Annotated in this window: 18 protein-coding genes; 9 read left to right on the top strand and 9 right to left on the bottom strand. The window is 72.8% G+C overall.

What is annotated here, in order from left to right:
* The first annotated feature begins 157 nt into the window (after positions 1–157).
* The 4 genes from CWOE_RS00810 to CWOE_RS32385 all read left to right on the top strand — a co-directional run bounded on the left by CWOE_RS00810 (position 158) and on the right by CWOE_RS32385 (position 4,029).
* Positions 158–1,585 (top strand): glycosyltransferase family 2 protein, encoded by a 1,428-nt coding sequence (locus CWOE_RS00810; protein WP_012931650.1) that lies wholly within the window; start codon positions 158–160, stop codon positions 1,583–1,585.
* Positions 1,586–1,587: 2 nt separating this feature from the next.
* Entirely contained in the window at positions 1,588–1,722 is a 135-nt protein-coding gene (locus CWOE_RS34295) for a hypothetical protein (RefSeq protein WP_012931649.1), read from the top strand.
* Between the two features lie 127 nt (positions 1,723–1,849).
* Positions 1,850–3,478: a glycoside hydrolase family 5 protein gene (locus tag CWOE_RS29965; protein ID WP_012931648.1), complete on the top strand. Its 1,629-nt coding sequence runs from the start codon at positions 1,850–1,852 to the stop codon at positions 3,476–3,478.
* A gap of 11 nt (positions 3,479–3,489) precedes the next feature.
* Positions 3,490–4,029, top strand: a complete 540-nt coding sequence (locus CWOE_RS32385) for a gamma-glutamylcyclotransferase family protein (protein ID WP_012931647.1) — start codon at positions 3,490–3,492, stop codon at positions 4,027–4,029.
* Between the two features lie 91 nt (positions 4,030–4,120).
* Here CWOE_RS32385 and CWOE_RS00795 read toward each other — a convergent pair whose 3' ends face one another.
* The 4 genes from CWOE_RS00795 to CWOE_RS00780 form a co-directional block, all read right to left on the bottom strand.
* A complete protein-coding gene (locus tag CWOE_RS00795) occupies positions 4,121–4,663 on the bottom strand; it encodes an NUDIX domain-containing protein (RefSeq protein ID WP_012931646.1) in 543 nt (180 codons plus the stop codon).
* Positions 4,660–5,430, bottom strand: a complete 771-nt coding sequence (locus tag CWOE_RS00790; protein WP_012931645.1) for an SGNH/GDSL hydrolase family protein — start codon at positions 5,428–5,430, stop codon at positions 4,660–4,662. Before CWOE_RS00790 ends, CWOE_RS00795 begins: the two co-directional genes overlap by 4 nt.
* Positions 5,427–6,890: a DHA2 family efflux MFS transporter permease subunit gene (locus tag CWOE_RS00785; protein WP_012931644.1), complete on the bottom strand. Its 1,464-nt coding sequence runs from the start codon at positions 6,888–6,890 to the stop codon at positions 5,427–5,429. The genes CWOE_RS00790 and CWOE_RS00785 overlap by 4 nt, the downstream gene beginning before the upstream one ends.
* A 72-nt stretch (positions 6,891–6,962) precedes the next feature.
* Entirely contained in the window at positions 6,963–7,568 is a 606-nt protein-coding gene (locus tag CWOE_RS00780; protein ID WP_012931643.1) for a TetR/AcrR family transcriptional regulator, read from the bottom strand.
* A 77-nt stretch (positions 7,569–7,645) separates the two neighbouring features.
* On the opposite strand from CWOE_RS00780, the gene nudC reads away from it, so the two are divergent.
* Positions 7,646–8,569 (top strand): NAD(+) diphosphatase, encoded by a 924-nt coding sequence (gene nudC / locus CWOE_RS00775; RefSeq protein ID WP_012931642.1) that lies wholly within the window; start codon positions 7,646–7,648, stop codon positions 8,567–8,569.
* A 6-nt stretch (positions 8,570–8,575) separates the two neighbouring features.
* Here the strand turns inward: nudC and CWOE_RS00770 are convergent, their stop codons facing one another.
* Both CWOE_RS00770 and hemQ read right to left on the bottom strand, forming a co-directional pair.
* Positions 8,576–9,031, bottom strand: coding sequence for a hypothetical protein (locus CWOE_RS00770; RefSeq protein WP_012931641.1), 456 nt, complete (start codon positions 9,029–9,031; stop codon positions 8,576–8,578).
* A gap of 112 nt (positions 9,032–9,143) precedes the next feature.
* Positions 9,144–9,899: a hydrogen peroxide-dependent heme synthase gene (hemQ, locus tag CWOE_RS00765; RefSeq protein ID WP_081425193.1), complete on the bottom strand. Its 756-nt coding sequence runs from the start codon at positions 9,897–9,899 to the stop codon at positions 9,144–9,146.
* Positions 9,900–10,153: 254 nt separating this feature from the next.
* Between hemQ and CWOE_RS00760 the strand changes: the two genes are divergently transcribed.
* A complete protein-coding gene (locus CWOE_RS00760; RefSeq protein WP_012931639.1) occupies positions 10,154–11,869 on the top strand; it encodes a hypothetical protein in 1,716 nt (571 codons plus the stop codon).
* Between the two features lie 30 nt (positions 11,870–11,899).
* On the opposite strand, the gene CWOE_RS00755 is transcribed toward CWOE_RS00760, so the two are convergent.
* Together CWOE_RS00755 and CWOE_RS00750 are read right to left on the bottom strand one after the other, a co-directional pair.
* A complete protein-coding gene (locus tag CWOE_RS00755; protein WP_012931638.1) occupies positions 11,900–12,439 on the bottom strand; it encodes a hypothetical protein in 540 nt (179 codons plus the stop codon).
* Complete coding sequence (locus CWOE_RS00750) at positions 12,436–12,999, bottom strand: RNA polymerase sigma factor (protein WP_012931637.1); 564 nt, start codon at positions 12,997–12,999, stop codon at positions 12,436–12,438. Before CWOE_RS00750 ends, CWOE_RS00755 begins: the two co-directional genes overlap by 4 nt.
* A gap of 171 nt (positions 13,000–13,170) precedes the next feature.
* Here CWOE_RS00750 and CWOE_RS29960 point away from each other — a divergent pair, with 171 nt between their 5' ends.
* Positions 13,171–13,584 (top strand): FHA domain-containing protein, encoded by a 414-nt coding sequence (locus tag CWOE_RS29960; RefSeq protein WP_012931636.1) that lies wholly within the window; start codon positions 13,171–13,173, stop codon positions 13,582–13,584.
* A gap of 3 nt (positions 13,585–13,587) precedes the next feature.
* Here CWOE_RS29960 and CWOE_RS00740 read toward each other — a convergent pair whose 3' ends face one another.
* On the bottom strand, positions 13,588–13,947 hold the full coding sequence (locus tag CWOE_RS00740; protein WP_012931635.1) for a cupredoxin domain-containing protein: 360 nt from the start codon (positions 13,945–13,947) through the stop codon (positions 13,588–13,590).
* 137 nt (positions 13,948–14,084) lie between these two features.
* On the opposite strand from CWOE_RS00740, the gene CWOE_RS00735 reads away from it, so the two are divergent.
* A complete protein-coding gene (locus tag CWOE_RS00735) occupies positions 14,085–14,741 on the top strand; it encodes a hypothetical protein (protein ID WP_012931634.1) in 657 nt (218 codons plus the stop codon).
* Positions 14,742–14,954: 213 nt separating this feature from the next.
* A complete protein-coding gene (locus CWOE_RS00730; protein ID WP_012931633.1) occupies positions 14,955–15,557 on the top strand; it encodes a biotin transporter BioY in 603 nt (200 codons plus the stop codon).
* Positions 15,558–15,561: the final 4 nt, after the last annotated feature.

Below are 15,561 nucleotides of genomic sequence, written 5' to 3'. Positions count from 1 at the left end.
TATCGAACGACCGGTTCTTGGGCCGACGTTTTCGCATTTGGCGCGCCCCCATTCTTCACGTCCTTTACACAAACCTCATCAAAGTTGCGAGATCTCGCACAGGTTTGTCGCGTTAAAGCCCCATGTGCGCATCGCCGTCGTGCCCCACCATCGGTGCATGGCCGCAGATCGCACGACTTCCACCACCGACGCGACGCGCTCGCGCAGTCCTCACGAGGACGGCACGAAGCGCCCCGCGCGCCGGCCGAGCCACCCCCGCCGATTGCGGGGCCGCCTCGGCCGTCAGCAGCGCAAGGCGCAGCAGCGCCAGGCGTCAGGCACCGCGCTGGTCCCGTACGAGCAGCCCACGACCGAGGCGGCGCCGCAGCCTCGTCAGGGCATCTCGAACAAGCTGACCCAGCTCTACTGGAACGCCTCGATGGCGATGCACCGGTTCCAGAACCGCCCGCCGAAGACGCGCACCGCCAAGATCGTCGTCGTCGTGCCCGCGCACAACGAGGAGGGGACGATCGCCGGCGTGCTGCAGGCGCTGCTGGCGCAGACGCGCCGGCCGGAGCGGATCGTCGTGGTGGCCGACAACTGCACCGACAAGACGGTCGAGATCGCGCGCCGCTTCGGCCGCCGCGTGACCGTGATCGAGACGGTCGGCAACAGAGACCGCAAGGTCGGTGCGCTGCGGATGGCCTGGCAGCAGTACGTCGCCTACGGCTACGACTACATGCTCGGCGTCGACGCCGACACGATCCTCTCGCCCGACTCGCTCGCGGCGCTGGAGGACGAGCTGGAGGAGAGCCCCAAGGCCGGCGGCGTGATGGCGCGCTACACGTTCGACCCGGACCTCGGCCAGTCGCGCTGGGCGCGCCTGCTCGTGCGGATGCAGCGGCTCGAGTTCGCCTCGTGGACGATCGACATCCTCCACCGCAAGCGCAACACGTACGTGCTCGGCGGTCAGGCGACGCTGTTCCGCGTCAGCGCGCTGCAGCAGATCGTCGACGAGGAGCGCCGTCTCTCCCCGTGGGACCCCGAGGCGCAGGTCGAGGACATGGAGCTGACGTGGATGCTCTCGACGCGCGACTGGGAGACGAAGGTCTCCGCGACCGCGCGCGCCTACGCCGGGCCGATGCTGACGATCAGATCGCTGTGGGCGCAGCGCCGGAAGTGGGACGAGGGCATGATCCGCCTGCTGCTCGGCTCGAAGATCGGCGCGACGACGATGTACCCGTGGCGGGTGCAGCTCAAGAACGGGATCAACGCGCTCACGCGCGGCCTGTTCGTGCTGCTGCTCGGCACCTCGCTGCTGATCGGCGCGTTCGAGTGGAACTGGATCTGGGTCGTGCCGCCGATCCTCGCGGCGCTGCTGAACTTCAAGCACGCCCGCAAGGTGCCCAACCACACGCGGCTCGACCTCTTCCTCGCGGGCACGCTCGTGATGGTCGAGATCTACCTCTGGTTCCGCCTGCTCGCGTGGGTGACCTCGTGGGCGACCGTCGTCGTCGGCATCCGCCGCGACGGCTGGGCCCGCCAGTACAAGGCCGAGGGACTGCCCGCCGGCCAGACGATGATCGCAACCGGAGAGGTGGTCTGAAGATGCGCGACACGCTCAACAACGTGCTGTCGACCCCGGTCGACATCGGCTGGAAGGTCCTGATCGTGCTGACCTTGCTCTCGACGCTGGAGATGACGCGCAATCTCCTGCGCCGGGTGCGCCACATCTTCCCCTAGCGGCCAACCTGGGGAAGTACGAGACGGGGCCCGCCCTTCCGGAAGGGCGGGCCCCGTTCTTCGTCCACAACCGCCGTCCACCGCTCCAGACTCCACACGAGGCTCCGATGACGTGCATGATCTGCAGATGCGCCGCCTCGCCCCCCTCATCCTCGCCGGCCTGCTCCTCGCCTCGCTCGGCGCCGCGACCGCCCATGCGGGTGGCCGGATGATCTCCACCCCGCTCTCGACGAAGGGCGCGCGGATCGTCGACGCCGGCGGCCGCACGGTCGTGCTGCAGGGGGTCAACTGGTTCGGCTTCGAGACCGCCAACCATCTCGTCCACGGGCTGTGGGCGCGCGACTACAGAGACGTCCTCGCGCAGGTCCGCCGGCTCGGCTTCAACACGATCCGCCTGCCGTTCTCGCTGGAGGCGATCCGCTCGACGGCACCGGTCTCCGGCGCCGACTTCTCCGGCGGGCGGAACGCCGCGCTGAAGGGCGCGACGCCGCTCGAGGCGATGGACGCGGTGGTCGAGGAGGCCGGCCGCCAGGGCTTGCTGATCCTGCTCGACAACCACTCGCACGCGGACGACGCCTACCAGCAGGGCCTCTGGTACGGCCAGGGCTTCAGCGAGGACGACTGGGTCGCGACCTGGAAGCGGCTCGCCGCTCGCTACCGCGACCAGCGCAACGTGATCGGCGCCGACCTCAAGAACGAGCCGCACGCCGAGGCGACGTGGGGCACCGGCGGGCCGACCGACTGGCGCCGCGCGGCCGAGCGCGCCGGCAACGCGGTGCTGTCGGTCGCGCCGCAGTGGCTCGTCGTGGTCGAGGGCGTCGGCGGCGGCGCGCCGGTCCCCGGCCAGCGGCTGGACACGCACTGGTGGGGCGGAAACCTCGAAGGGGTCCGCACGCATCCGGTGCGGCTCGACCGCGCCAACCGGCTCGTCTACTCGCCGCACGAGTACGGGCCGGGCGTCTTCCCACAGCCGTGGTTCGGCAAGCCGAACACGCCGGCGCTGCTGGAGGAGCGTTGGAGAACCGGCTTCGGCTTCATCGCCGAGCAGGGGATCGCGCCGATCCTCGTCGGCGAGTTCGGCGGTCGCAACGTCGACCGGGAGAGCGCCGAGGGCCGCTGGCAGCGGCAGTTCTTCGACTTCATCGGCCGCACCGGCGCGTCGTGGACGTACTGGGCGCTGAACCCGAACTCGGGCGACACCGGAGGCGTGCTGAAGGACGACTGGTCGAGCGTGCAGCCGGCGAAGACCGCGCTGCTCCAGCGGATGATCGCGCGCCAGCGGATCGCGTTCCGCGGCAGCGGCGCCGTCTTCACCGCTCCGCGCCGCGCGACGACCCCGAGACGGGGCGGGAAGGCGGCGCCGAAGACGCCGGCGAGATCGCAGACGGCGGCCCCGACGCAGCCGAGCGCGCCCGCGCAGCCGCCCGCACAGCCGCCCGCCGACGACGCGCCCGGCCCGCCGGCGCCCGGCTCGCTGAGCGCGCGCGTCGTCGTCGAGAACCGCTGGGACGCCGGCTGGTGCGGTCACCTCGAGGTCAGCGGACCGGACGCCACGCTCGCGGCGGCACGCGCGACGCTGACGCTCCCGCCCGGCACGCGGATCGCGCAGTCGTGGAACGCGCAGCGCTCGGGCGACGGCGGCCGCGTCGAGCTGCGCTTCCCGGCGTGGGCGAAGGTCGCCGGTGGCGCGCCGTACGCGGCGACCGGCTTCTGCGTCGACGGCTCGGGCGAGGCCGCCGACGTGACCGTCGGCTGAGCGGGCGGCCGGTGGCGGGCGACTGGGTCTTCGGCTACGGATCGCTCGCCGCCGAGGCGCACGACGGCTACGTCACCGCGTTGGCCGGCCACCGCCGCCGCTGGGGCGTCGCGATGGACAACGCGCGCGACCTGCCGGGCTACAAGTGGTACCGGCTGTGCGCGAGCGGCGAGCGGCCGCGCGGCGTCGTCGCCTTCCTCGACGTCGTCGCGGGGAGGGGCGCGGTCAACGGCGTCTGCCTGCCGGTCGACGCCGGCGAGCTGCGCCGGCTCGACGCGCGCGAGCGCAACTACGAGCGCGTCGAGGTGACCGAGCTGGTCGCGGAGGCGCGCGGGCGGGTGTGGGCCTACGTCGGCAGCGCGGCCGGGCGCGCGCGGCTCGCCGCCGGGCTGCGCGACGGCCGCGCGCTCGTCAGCCGCGAGTACCTCGACGACGTCGAGGACGGCTTCCGGCGGCTCGGCGACGAGCAGCTGGCGGCGTACCGCGCCTCGACCGACCCGCCGCCGCCCGGCTGCGCGGTCGTCGCGCTGGAACGGGTCGACCTGCCGTAGCGGGGCGCTGCGCGGCCGGCGCGGCGCGAGTGCGGCGGGCGCCCGGCGCGGCGCGAGCGCGGCGCGGCGCGAGCGGCTCCGCTCCGCGCGCCTACGCGAAGCGGCCGAGCGCGACGGCGGCGAGCGCGAGCGAGGCGATCGTCTCGCCGTCGCTGATCTCGCCGTCGCGCATCATCCGCATCGCCTCGGCGAACGGCACGCGCTCGACGGCGGTGATCCCCTCCGCGGCGCGCTCGTCGCCCGCGCCCGCGTCCGACAGGCCGGTCGCGAGGAAGACGTGCTCGGGCGCGTCGGCGATCCCGTTGAGCGCGAACATCGAGCCGAGCGCGCGCCACTCGGCGGCGGCGAGGCCGGTCTCCTCGCGCAGCTCGCGCTGGGCGGCGACGAGCGGCTCCTCGCCGTCGGTCGCGCCGGCCGGCACCTCGACGGAGATCTGCCCGGTCGTGTATCGCCGCTGGGTGATCAGCACGACCTCGTCCGCCTCGGTCAGCGCGACGACGAAGACGGCGGGCGCGACCATCTCGACGACGCCGTAGATGCCTCGCTCACCGTCCGGCCGCAGCACGGCGTCCTCGCGCACGCGGATCCAGCGGTTCTCGTACGCGATGCGCGAGTCGAGCGTCGTCCAGCTCACCCGCCCGACTCTACCGCGGGAAGAACAAGCCCCTGGGCGAGTTCTTCCGACGGAACCCGAGGCCGCAGGCCGAGCGGTTCCCCCTCGACCGGCGGCGCCAGGACGCGCGACAGCTCGCGGATCGCCTCGCTGCCGATGACCGCCTGCCCGCGCAGGTTGAGATGCATCAGGTCGCTGCTGTACATCGGCGGATCGGCCGCGCGCGTGTGGGCGGCGCCGGCGACGACCAGCGCCTGCTGGCGCTCGGCGACGGCGCTCGTCGCGTCGTTGAGCGCGGCGAGCCGCTCCGACAGCCGGGTCCCGTACGGCTCCGGCACGTCGATCGCGAGCGTGATGTCGAGCAGTCTGAACATGAAGACCTCCGCGCCGACGTCGCGCAGCGGAGCGACGATCGCCTCCAGCTCGCGCGCGACGGCGTCGGGGTCGAACCGTCTGGAGAGCAGGTCGTTCCCGCCGGCGATCACGGCGGCGAGGTCAGGTGCGAACGTGAGCGCCGGCGCCAGCTGCGTCTCTCGCACCTGCTGCGCGCGCAGGTCACGGACGCCGAGGTTGAGGTATGCGAGGCCGGGGTGGTGACTGCGCAGCCCGCGCGCGACGCGCTCGGCCCACGTCAGCGCCAGGTAGCCGTCGACGCGCTCGCCGACGCCGGCGGCGACGCTGTCGCCGAGCACGGCGAAGCGCCGCCACGGCGCGCCGCGCAGCAGCGCGTGCTCCTCGTGGCCGCCGAGCACGTCGGGGTCGGCCAGCTCGTTCGGGTACGTCGTCATGCGACCACCTCCGCGGTCTTCGAGGGTTCCAGGGGCGCGGCGGCGGGCGCCGCCGTGGGGGCCGGCCGCGCGAGCCAGAGCGCGCTCAGCGCGGTCAGCAGCGCAGCGACGGTGCACATCGCGAAGACGGCGCGGAAGCCGGCGACCCCGACGCCGGCCGACTCGAGGATCGTCGCGAGCGCCGCGACGCCGAGCGCGCCGCCGAGCTGGCGCGCGGTCATCGCGAGACCGGTGCCGGAGGCGAACTGCGCCGGCGGCAGCGCCCGCGCGGCGGCACCGGTCAGCCCGACGGTGACGGCGCCCATGCCGGCGCCGCCGACGATCCCGAGCGGCAGCCAGAACGTGAGGAAGCGCGGCTCGGCCGAGATCCCCAGCACGCACCAGACGCCGGCGGCGGCGAACAGCAGCGAGGCGCCGGCGACGACTCCGCGCGGCCCGTGCCGGTCGACGACTCTGCCGGCGAACACGGCTGCGACAGCGGAGCTGAACGCGCCGGGCGTGACAGCGAGGCCGGCCTCGATGATCGAGTAGCCCCACACCGACGTCACGAACAGGACGCACGCGAGCATCCACGCGAACAGCGCGACGCCGTAGAGCGCCGCGCCGGCGCTCGCGACCGCGAACGCGCGGTTGCGCAGCAGTGCCAGCTCGATCGCGGGCGCCGGATGCGAGCGCGTGCGCCGCAGCACGACGGCGAGCAGCGCGACGCCGGCGACGAGACACGCGGCCGTGCGACCGTCGACCCATCCCCACTCGGCGGTCTCGGTCAGCGCGACGAGCACGAGCGCGAAGCCGGCGGCGAGCAGCGCGCTGCCGATCAGGTCGGGCAGCTGCTGCGCGCCGCGGCCGATCGACGGCAGCACCCGCCAGCCGGCCCACAGCACGACGAGCCCGATCGGGACGTTGATGAGGAAGACGGCGCGCCAGTCGAAGGCGTCGATCAGAAGGCCGCCGAGCGCGGGGCCGGCAGCCGCGGCGACCGACGTCGTCGCGCCCCACAGGCCGACGGCGGCGGCGCGCTTCTCCGGCGCGGAGACGGCGAGCACGATCCCGAGCGCGGCGGGGATCATGAACGCGGCGCTGGCGCCCTGCAGCGCGCGGGCGGCGATCAGCAGCCCGACCGACGGCGCGACCGCGCTGATCGCGGACGTCACCGTGAAGCCGGCGAAGCCGGCGAGAAAGACGGTCTTGCGGCCGATCACGTCGGCGAGCCGTCCGGCCGGCGTCAGCAGCGCGGCGAACAGCACGCCGTAGATCGCGACGACCCACGACAGGGTCACGAGCGAGGCGCCGGCGAAGTCGCGCTGCAGGTCGGGCAGCGCGACGTTGACGACCGTCACGTCGAGGAACGCGACGAACGTCGCCGCCGAGGCGACCGCTATCGCGCGACCGGGGCGAGGAGCGGCGGGCGGCGACTCGGAGCCGAGCGGCGTCGCCGCCGGTGCGGCTGGGCCTGACATGCGTGCCTCCAGGGAGCAGGGTGCCGAAGTTGCCGGCCACCTTACCGCATTTAGAGTCCGATCGGTCGGACTCTAATTTGCGATCGACCCGAGGATGTGCCGAACCGCCGCGCGGGCACGGTCGCGCGCCGCGGGGTCGTTGTGCAGCTGCACCTGCTGATTCGTCGTCATCGCGACCCCGCGCAGCTCGAAGACGATCTGCTCCGGATCGGTGCCAGGCGGCAGCTCGCCCGCCTCCATCGCGGCGCGCACCTCCCGCCGCACGGTCGCGTACCAGCGCTCGAGCGCGTCGGCGACGGTCTCGCGAACCGAGCCCGGGCGACCGTCGAACTCGGCCGAGGCGGCCGTCCAGAAGCAGCCGCCGGGAAAGGCGTCGCCGGTGACGTGGTCGATCCACGCGTCTTCCAGCGCGATCAGCCGGCGCAGCCCGGGGGGCTCGTCGCGCGCCGGCTCCCACACCTCGCGTCTGAAGATCTCCTCCGCGGAGGAGAGCGCGGCGAGCTGCAGCAGCTCCTTCGTGCGGAAATGGTTCAGGACGCCGGACTTGCTGAGGCCGAGATCGTCCGCGAGGCGGCCGATCGTGATGCCCTCGAGCCCGTCGACGGAGCCGATCTCGACCGCGCGCGCCACGATCGCGTCGCGCGTCGCGCGGGCGGCGGCTGCGGTTCTGCGTGCCATCTCTCTGCCATTTTAGCGACCGACCGGTCTGTGATGGAGATCGTTTCGCGGACCCGGCGTCTGCGAGAGTCCGTTCCATGGCCGAGCCGAACACCTTCAGCGGCGCACAGCTCGACCGGGCGAGCGCACGCCGGAGCGACGCGGCCTGGGTGCAGGCGCGGCTGCACGACCGCTCGAGCCGGGCGCTGGCGATCACGCGCGACGGCGTGCTCGTGACCGGCTACGCGGAGCCGCAGCTCGTGCGGCTGGCGCTCGACCAGATCCCGGGTGGCGCCGGCGCCACCGCGCTGCTCGGCGTCGAGCCCGACGGCACGACGCTGTTCGCCGTCGACGTCGACCACATCCACGCGCTGCGACCGCTCGCACCGGGCGCCCGGCCGCTGAGCCTGCGCGAGGCCGGCGCGCTGCTGCCGCACCACCTCGGCGGCCTCGCCGCCTACGCCTCCGCGCTGCTCAACTGGCACCGCGTCCACGGCCACTGCGCGCGCTGCGGCGCCGTCACCGACGTCGCCGAGGGCGGCCACATGCGCCGCTGCCCCGTCTGCGGGGCCGAGCACCACCCGCGCACCGACCCGGTTGTGATCATGCTCGTGCTCGACGGCGAGCGCGTGCTGCTCGGCCGCCAGGCGGCCTGGCCCGCAGGGCGCTACTCGGCGCTCGCGGGGTTCGTCGAGGCCGGCGAGTCGCTGGAGGAGGCGGTCGCACGCGAGGTGCTGGAGGAGTCCGGCGTCCACGTGCGCGAGCCGCACTACGTCAGCAGCCAGCCATGGCCGTTCCCCAGCTCGCTGATGCTCGGCTTCACCGCGACCTACGCGGGCGGGGAGCCGGCGGCGCTCGACGGGGAGTTGGAGGACGTGCGCTGGTTCACGCGCGCAGAGGTCGCCGCCGCGGCGGCGCTGCCGGCTTCCGCCGACTGGGACGACGCACCCGCCGGCACGTCGCTGCTGCTGCCGCCGCCGCTCGCGATCGCGCGGCGGCTGCTCGACGGCTGGCTGGGCTGAGCGCGGTCAGCGGCGAGCGGTGCCGGCGACCGCGCCCGACGCCGCCTCGATCGCGGCTCTGACCCGGTCGAGGAACTCGCGGTCACGCGCGGTGAAGCCGCGGCCGTCGTCGGGACGCCGCGTGTTGACGCCGTGCTGGAGCTGATCGATCGTGCCGAACGCGCGCTGGACGGTCCGGAAGCGCTCTCTCTCTTCATCGGACTCGCATCTCAGCGCGTCGCTGTGCTTCTCCCACACCGACCACCATCCCGCGTTCCACCCGATCGGCCAGGCGTCGTCCACTCGAATCCCGTCGAGCGACTCGCGGACGTTTCCGAGCTCGATCTCGATCCGCCCCCAGGCCTCGTCGGACGCCTTCCGCGCGCGCCTCGCCTCGCGCGCGTGGTTCAGCAGCTGCGCGAAGCCCACGGCTGCGAGGGTGGCGACTGCGCCCACGATCGCTGCGAGCAGCGTGTCCGACATGACGCGATCATCGCCTGCTCGCAGACCCCTGACAAGCCTTCACACTGATTTCCTGCGCTACGGCAGATCCGCCACGACCGCGGCCGACGGCTTCCGGAATCCGCGGAATCCGCTACGGCAGGTCCGCGACCACATCGGCCAGGCCCTTGCGGATTCCGGTGAAGAACGGCAGCTCCTCACGCGTGTGCCGCCGCGCCTCGGCGGCGCGCAGATGGCGCATCAGGTCGACGATCCGCGTCAGCTCCTCCGCCTCGAACGCGAGCAGCCACTCGTAGTCGCCGAGCGCGAACGCGCTGACCGTGTTGGCCAGGACGTCGGGGTAGTCGCGGCCCATCATGCCGTGCTCGCGCAGCATCCTCGCGCGCGCGTCAGGCTCCAGCAGGTACCAGTCGAGCGACCGCACGAACGGGTAGACGCAGACGTATCTGCCGGGCTCCTTGCCGGCGAGGTACGCCGGGATGTGCGACTTCGCGAACTCGGCCTCGCGATGCACGCCGATGTTCGTCCAATGCGCGTCGAGCGAGCGGCCGAGCTCGGTGTGACGGAAAGCGACGACGGCGTCCTGCAGCGCGTCCGCCGACGCGGCGACGAGCCACAGCAGCAGGTCCGCCTCGGCGCGGAAGCCGGCGAGCGAGTAGCTCCCGCGGACGACCACGTCCGCGGCGTCGAGCGCGGCCTGCGCCTCCTCCGCCGCGGCGGCGCGGCGGGCCTCCGGCAGCCGTCGCACGGCGGGCGCGCCGAACGCGGCGTAGAGCGTGTAGAGGTTCTGGTCGGTCGTCACGGCGTCGTCTCCAGGGGTTGCTGCGGCGGTCCCGGCATCGTATGCGACCGCCGTCGCGCGGCTTTCGAGACCACGCCTGTCCACCATTGCGCCATATACATGCCAAATAGCACTCGAAAAACTGTTTAAAGCTGTGCGAAAAGTCCCTTACTGATTCGAAAATCCGGACCGTGTCCCAAGCTGGCGTGGTTGCATAGGACTCGTGTCGTGCGCTGTGGGAGGCGCTGGCAGGGACATCAGGCGAGAGGCTTCGCCACCGTCCGCAGGGGACGGTTCGATGGAGACGCGCGGACGGCGCGTCCAGCTCTTCCATGGCCGCACGCGGACCAGGAAGGCGGGAGATGGACCTCATTCGTAAGTCGCCGGCGCGACGCCTCGGCCGTTGGCCGGCGCTCGTGCTCGCCGCGCTCGTCGCGGCACTCGCGCTCGGCGCCACCACCGCGCAGACCGCGTCGGCTGACAACTTCAGCTGCCGCGCCAGTGCGCTCCGCGTCGACGCGCTCGTCGCAGGGCTCGGCGTCGACGCCGAGCCGACCGTCGCCAACAACGGCGAGAATCCATGCGCCGGCGAGTCGAGAAGACTCGTCACGCTTCCACCCGTCCTCGCCAGCGTCGTCAGCGGCGGCGTCTCGGAGGCAGACACCACCGTCAGCGCCACGGGCGCGACGGCCCGCGGCGCCATCACCGACGTCGCGCTGCTGAGACTGCTGTTGGGCGGCGTCGGCCTCAGAGCCACCGAGGCGACCGCCGGCTATCAGTGCGTCAACGGCAGCCCGGTCCCCCAGACCGGCGGCCAGGTCACCGGCCTGACGCTGTTCGGCACCTCGGTGCTCGACACGAGCGCCCCCGTGACGCTCGACCTGTCGGCGAACCTCCTGCTCGGGACGTTGAGACTCGGGACGATCTCGCTCAACCAGACGACGACGACGGCCACCTCGGTGACGCGAACCGCGGTGCGGATCACCATCGCGCCGAACGTCGACCTCGGGTTGCTCGGGATACTCCAGCCGGTCCTCGGACCGGTCCTGAGAGGGCTGCTCGGCGCCGACGTCGTGCTCGGCGAGGCGAGAGCAGGGCTCGTCGGCAACCCGTGCCCGCCGGTCGTCACGCCGCCGACGCCGAGACCGCCGATAACCCCGACCGAGACACCGGTCGACCCGTCGCTCAGACCGCCGATCATCGACGACGGCCCGCCGCCGAGAACGCCGCTGACGAACGCGACGCTGCTGTACCACTCGACCGATTCGAACGTGACGCTCGAGTGCCGCCTCGACGGCGGCGCCTGGGGCGCGTGCAACGGCCGCAGCGACTACAGCAACCTCTCGCTCGGGCAGCACTGCTTCGACGTGCGTTCCCGTCGCGGCGACAGAGTCAGCGCCACGACGCGCTACTGCTGGACGGTGACCGAGCTGCCGGCCGGCTGCGTGGCCTCGTACCGGCACGGCTACTTCATCAAGGCCGGCAACGCGGCGCTCGGACGCAGACAGGCCGTCTTCCACGCCACATCCAGAGACGGCAGAATCATCCTCACGACGAGATCGGCGCCGGGGATCCTCAAGCTGGTCCAGTACACGCTCAACGGCGCGAGACTGGCCAGCACCGCGAACCACGTCGTCGAGTTCGCGCAACTCGACAAGACCAGATCGCAGTCGCTCCAGGTGAGCGTCCGCGGCAACGGGAGAAGCGGGCGGATCACCCGTAACTTCCGCTACGTCAACTACGTCGCGCTCGACTGCGAGGGCCGCGAGGTGGCCGACGGGATCGCACCGCGGACGGTGACGGTCGGCGGCAACCGCGTGACGGTCAAGCCGGACGTCCCGAACGAGATCCGCGGGACGACGAAGCTGCGCTTCTTCGTCCAGCCGGCCAGACGGCACTCGCTGCGCGCCGTCAGCTTCGCGATCAACGGCAGACCGCTGCGCCAGCATCTGCGCAGCGCGGTGCTGACCGCCACCCAGCTGAAGGCGGGCGGCGCCCAGACGCTGACGGTCCGGCTCACCCCCAACAGAGGTGCACCGAAGACCGTCACGTTCACGTTCACGACGAACAAGACCTGATCCAGCCGTTCCGCGCGCAGACGCCCGGGGTCAACCGGCCCCGGGCGTCGGCGCGTAGTCGCCGAGGAAGCCGGCGCCGATGATTCTCTGCTCGACGGCCTCGCTGCCGATGTAGCAGCGCCAGCTGCGCCCGTCGCTCGCGAGCGAGCGGCAGCCGCCGTTGACGCGCTTGGAGGCGTCGACGGTCGGCTCGACGGTTCCCTTCCAGTCCGCGAGAACCTCGCCGCTCGGCGCCTTCCCGAGCGTGCAGTGGAACTCGACGTTCTCGCGCACGACCGTGCACGACGGCTCGGTGCCGGCGAGCCACAGCGAGCCGGCGGGGATGCTGTCGGCGACCTCGTCGGTGTCGATCAGCTGACTGCCGGCGATCGCCGCGCCGGGGATCGCGATCGCGATCGCGGCGGCGAACAGCGCGATCCGCCGGGGGCGGCGGCCGCGGCCGGCCGTCGTTCGCGCACGCGCGCTCGCCGGGGCGCTCGCCGCGCTGCTCGCGCCCGCGAGGTCGGCGCTCGCGGCCTGTTCGAGCGCGTCGCCGAGGCGGGCGAGACGCGGCGGGAGATCGGTCGTCATCGGGATGCCTCCGTCGAGTGGTTCAGCTTCGTCCGCAGCGCGCCGAGCCCGCGGTGGACGCGGACCCGCGCCGCCTGCGGCGTGGTGTCGAGCGCCGCCGCGACCTGCTCGTAGGCGAGGTCGTCGACGACGCGCAGGCGGATCGCGTCGCGCTGCCCGGCAGGCAGGTCGGCGAGCGCGCGGTCGAGGTCCTCGTCGAGGTCCTCCAGCCAGGCCGTCTGCGGCTCGACCGCGGCCGGCCGGCAGTCGAGCCGGTCGAACAGGCCGAGCCGCTCGCAGGCGATCCGCTCCAGCTGGCCGCGCCGGACCGACGCGAGCAGCACGTGGCGGGCGATCCCGAACAGCCACGGGCCGGCGCTGCCGCCCGCCTCGTCGCGGAAGCGCGCCCGCCCGAGCCACGCCTGCGCGAACGTCTCGGCCGTCAGGTCGTGCGCCGCGTCGTCGCTGCGCGTACGGCGCCGGTGATAGCCCTGGACGCGCAGGGCGTAGCGTTCGTACAGCTCGCGGAAGGCGCCCGCGTCCTCGCGCGACGCTTCCAGCAGCTCCGCGTCGCTGCTCATCGGGTCTGTCGATCGGTCGGCATCCGCCACCTCCATCGTCGTTCACCGAGGAGATGCCGTGAGACCTTCGTCGCGTTACATCCGGTCCGGTTTCACCGGATCTTCATCGCTCTCGTCGCGATCTTCGGTTTCCTTGAGGTTCTCTTGAGGTACACGCGCTGAGGTGCAGGAATGACCACCACGCCGTCGGACCGCCATACCATCGCGTTCGAGCCGACAGAGGCGGTCGACGCGGTGCAGGGGCCCGCGGACGGCGACCGTGTCGAAGCTGTCGCGCATCCCGCCCCGGGCCGCTACTTCGCGATGGAGGAGGGCGGCAGCGAAAGGCTGCTCCCGCTGGACCGAACGATCACGCACCTCGGCCGCGGCTTCACCGCCGACATCCAGCTCGAGGACGTCAGCGTCTCGCGCCGGCACGCGATCGTGACGCAGCGACGCGGCGCGGTCCGCATCCTCGACGACCGCAGCTCCAACGGCACGTTCGTCAACGGCCGGCGGATCCAGGAGGCGGAGCTGCACGACGGCGACGTCGTCGTGATCGGGCGCGTCGTGCTGCAGTACGTCGACGTCGCGCCCACGACCTAGCCGTCATCTCCTGACGACGACGCTCCCCGTCATGCCGGGGTGGAGCGTGCAGTGGTACGCGAACGTGCCCGGGCGGCCGAACGTGACCGAGTAGGAGCCGCTGCTGCGCGTGCTCGCGCTTCGGAAGCTGCGGCTCGTGACGTTGTGGCGCGTGCGGCCGTCGCGCCACTGCCACGTGACGCGGTCGCCGCGGTGGATCGTCACGCGGCTGGGGTTGAAGGCGATGTCGCGCAGGACGACCGTGCGGGTCGCGGCGGCATGCGCCGCGGGCGAGCCGGAGGACCCGGCCGCTCCGGTGACAGCCGGAAGCAGCGCCGCGGCTCCGGTCGACAGCAGCGCGAGACAGGTCACGCGTCGTCGCATCTTGCTCTCCTCCCGTCGATGGCTTACCCCTCCAGACGCCGGCGCCGCCGAGTCCTTCCCCGATCGGCCCCCGCCGAGCATTTCATCTCCGACCATGGCAGTATGTATTAGGTCACCCTAAAACGACCCGGTCGCCCATGCTCCCCTTCGCCCTCCAAGCCGTCTCCGAATGCCCCGCCCCAGCGGACCTCGCGCTCGCGCTGGGCGCCGAGTTCGAGCCGATCGCCGCCGACGACGCCCACGCCGCGCTCGACGAGCTCGGCTGCGACCTCGCCGCGTTCCGTCACGTCGCGCCGCGCGAGCAGCTGGTCGCCTGCGCCGCCGCCGTCGGCAACCGCTTCACCATCGTGGAGGAGCGCAAGAGAATCGGCCGCGAGAGCGTCTTCGACGACCTGCTGCTGCACCGTGTCCTGCGTGACGGCAGCGGCCACGCGCTACCGCTGACGATCGCCGCCGTCGAGGCCGGCCGCCGCGCCGGGATCGCGCTCGGCGCGGTCGGGCGCCGGCGCGAGCAGTACCTCGCGCACGCCGGCCTCGCCGCGCCGCACGTCGCCGACCTGCGGCGACGCGGTCCGCTCGTCGACCTGACCGGCCGCGAGGAGAAGGTCGGCTGGCAGTGCGCCCACCAGTTGTCCGCGCTGCTGCTCGACCGCATCGCCGAGCGTGCCGAGCGGATCGGCCACCTCTCGTGGGCGCTGCGCGCGGCCGAGCTGCGACTCGCGCTGCCGGTCTGCGCCGAGACGCGCGAGCGGATGGAGCGCGAGCTGGAGCGCGTGCGAACGCGCCTGAACTAGCGCGTGCCGCAGCGCGCGCGACGTGCGGTGCGGCCGTTTCGACGTGCCGCGTGCCGGCGCAGGAGACCGCCGACCCGGCCGCCGACCCCCCGGATCGGGGTCGCGCGCCGCCCGAGTGCCCCAGAATGAGCGGCCGCGCTCGCGGCTGCTCGGTCGCATGAGGTAGACCCGTCGAGTCGCACGCCGTTCCGACTTTCACCGCAAAGGAGCTCCATGGCCACCGCAATCGCGCCCACACTGCCGCGCCGCGGCCTCGTTCTCGCCGACGCGATACCGGGTGCGCGCACCCGTGACATCGCGCTCGTGATCGGCGGCGCGCTGTTCACCGCGCTGCTGGCGCAGGTCGCGATCCCCGTCCCGCCGTCGCCGGTCCCGGTGACCGGCCAGACGCTCGCCGTCGGCCTCGTCGGCGCGACGCTCGGCGCCCGCCGCGGCACCGCCGCGATGCTGCTCTACGCGCTGCTCGGCCTGTTTCTGCCGGTCTACGCCGAGGGCAACTCCGGCTGGGACGTCATCACCGGCGCCAGCGGCGGCTACATCATCGGCTTCATCTTCGCCACCGGCGTCGTCGGCTACCTCGCCGAGCGCGGCGCCGATCGCAAGGCCGTCACCGCGTTCCTGTCGTTCGTCGCGGCGCAGCTGATCGTCTTCGCCTTCGGCCTCGTCGGCCTCAAGCTGGCCGTCGGCCAGGACTGGAGCTGGACCGTCCACAACGGCTTCGCGATCTTCATCGTCGGCGGCGTGATCAAGGCGATCGTCGGCGCGGCCGTGCTGCCCTCCGCGTGGAAGCTCGTCAGACGCTTCGAGCGCGGTTGACTTG

Origin of the sequence: Conexibacter woesei DSM 14684, assembly GCF_000025265.1 — a bacterium.
Taxonomy (GTDB): Bacteria; Actinomycetota; Thermoleophilia; order Solirubrobacterales; family Solirubrobacteraceae; genus Conexibacter; species Conexibacter woesei.
This window is presented reverse-complemented; position numbering and strand designations above follow the sequence as displayed.

Bases quoted from the DNA above. Each gene is read 5' to 3' on its own strand.
- CWOE_RS00810 (WP_012931650.1), top strand. From the start codon at position 158: ATGGCCGCAGATCGCACGACTTCCACCACCGACGCGACGCGCTCGCGC.
- CWOE_RS34295 (WP_012931649.1), top strand. From the start codon at position 1,588: ATGCGCGACACGCTCAACAACGTGCTGTCGACCCCGGTCGACATCGGC.
- CWOE_RS29965 (WP_012931648.1), top strand. From the start codon at position 1,850: ATGCGCCGCCTCGCCCCCCTCATCCTCGCCGGCCTGCTCCTCGCCTCG.
- CWOE_RS00790 (WP_012931645.1), bottom strand. From the start codon at position 5,430: ATGACGACGTACCCGAACGAGCTGGCCGACCCCGACGTGCTCGGCGGC.
- CWOE_RS00785 (WP_012931644.1), bottom strand. From the start codon at position 6,890: ATGTCAGGCCCAGCCGCACCGGCGGCGACGCCGCTCGGCTCCGAGTCG.
- CWOE_RS00780 (WP_012931643.1), bottom strand. From the start codon at position 7,568: ATGGCACGCAGAACCGCAGCCGCCGCCCGCGCGACGCGCGACGCGATC.
- nudC (WP_012931642.1), top strand. From the start codon at position 7,646: ATGGCCGAGCCGAACACCTTCAGCGGCGCACAGCTCGACCGGGCGAGC.
- CWOE_RS00770 (WP_012931641.1), bottom strand. From the start codon at position 9,031: ATGTCGGACACGCTGCTCGCAGCGATCGTGGGCGCAGTCGCCACCCTC.
- hemQ (WP_081425193.1), bottom strand. From the start codon at position 9,899: ATGGTGGACAGGCGTGGTCTCGAAAGCCGCGCGACGGCGGTCGCATAC.
- CWOE_RS00760 (WP_012931639.1), top strand. From the start codon at position 10,154: ATGGACCTCATTCGTAAGTCGCCGGCGCGACGCCTCGGCCGTTGGCCG.
- CWOE_RS00755 (WP_012931638.1), bottom strand. From the start codon at position 12,439: ATGACGACCGATCTCCCGCCGCGTCTCGCCCGCCTCGGCGACGCGCTC.
- CWOE_RS00750 (WP_012931637.1), bottom strand. From the start codon at position 12,999: ATGAGCAGCGACGCGGAGCTGCTGGAAGCGTCGCGCGAGGACGCGGGC.
- CWOE_RS29960 (WP_012931636.1), top strand. From the start codon at position 13,171: ATGACCACCACGCCGTCGGACCGCCATACCATCGCGTTCGAGCCGACA.
- CWOE_RS00740 (WP_012931635.1), bottom strand. From the start codon at position 13,947: ATGCGACGACGCGTGACCTGTCTCGCGCTGCTGTCGACCGGAGCCGCG.
- CWOE_RS00735 (WP_012931634.1), top strand. From the start codon at position 14,085: ATGCTCCCCTTCGCCCTCCAAGCCGTCTCCGAATGCCCCGCCCCAGCG.
- CWOE_RS00730 (WP_012931633.1), top strand. From the start codon at position 14,955: ATGGCCACCGCAATCGCGCCCACACTGCCGCGCCGCGGCCTCGTTCTC.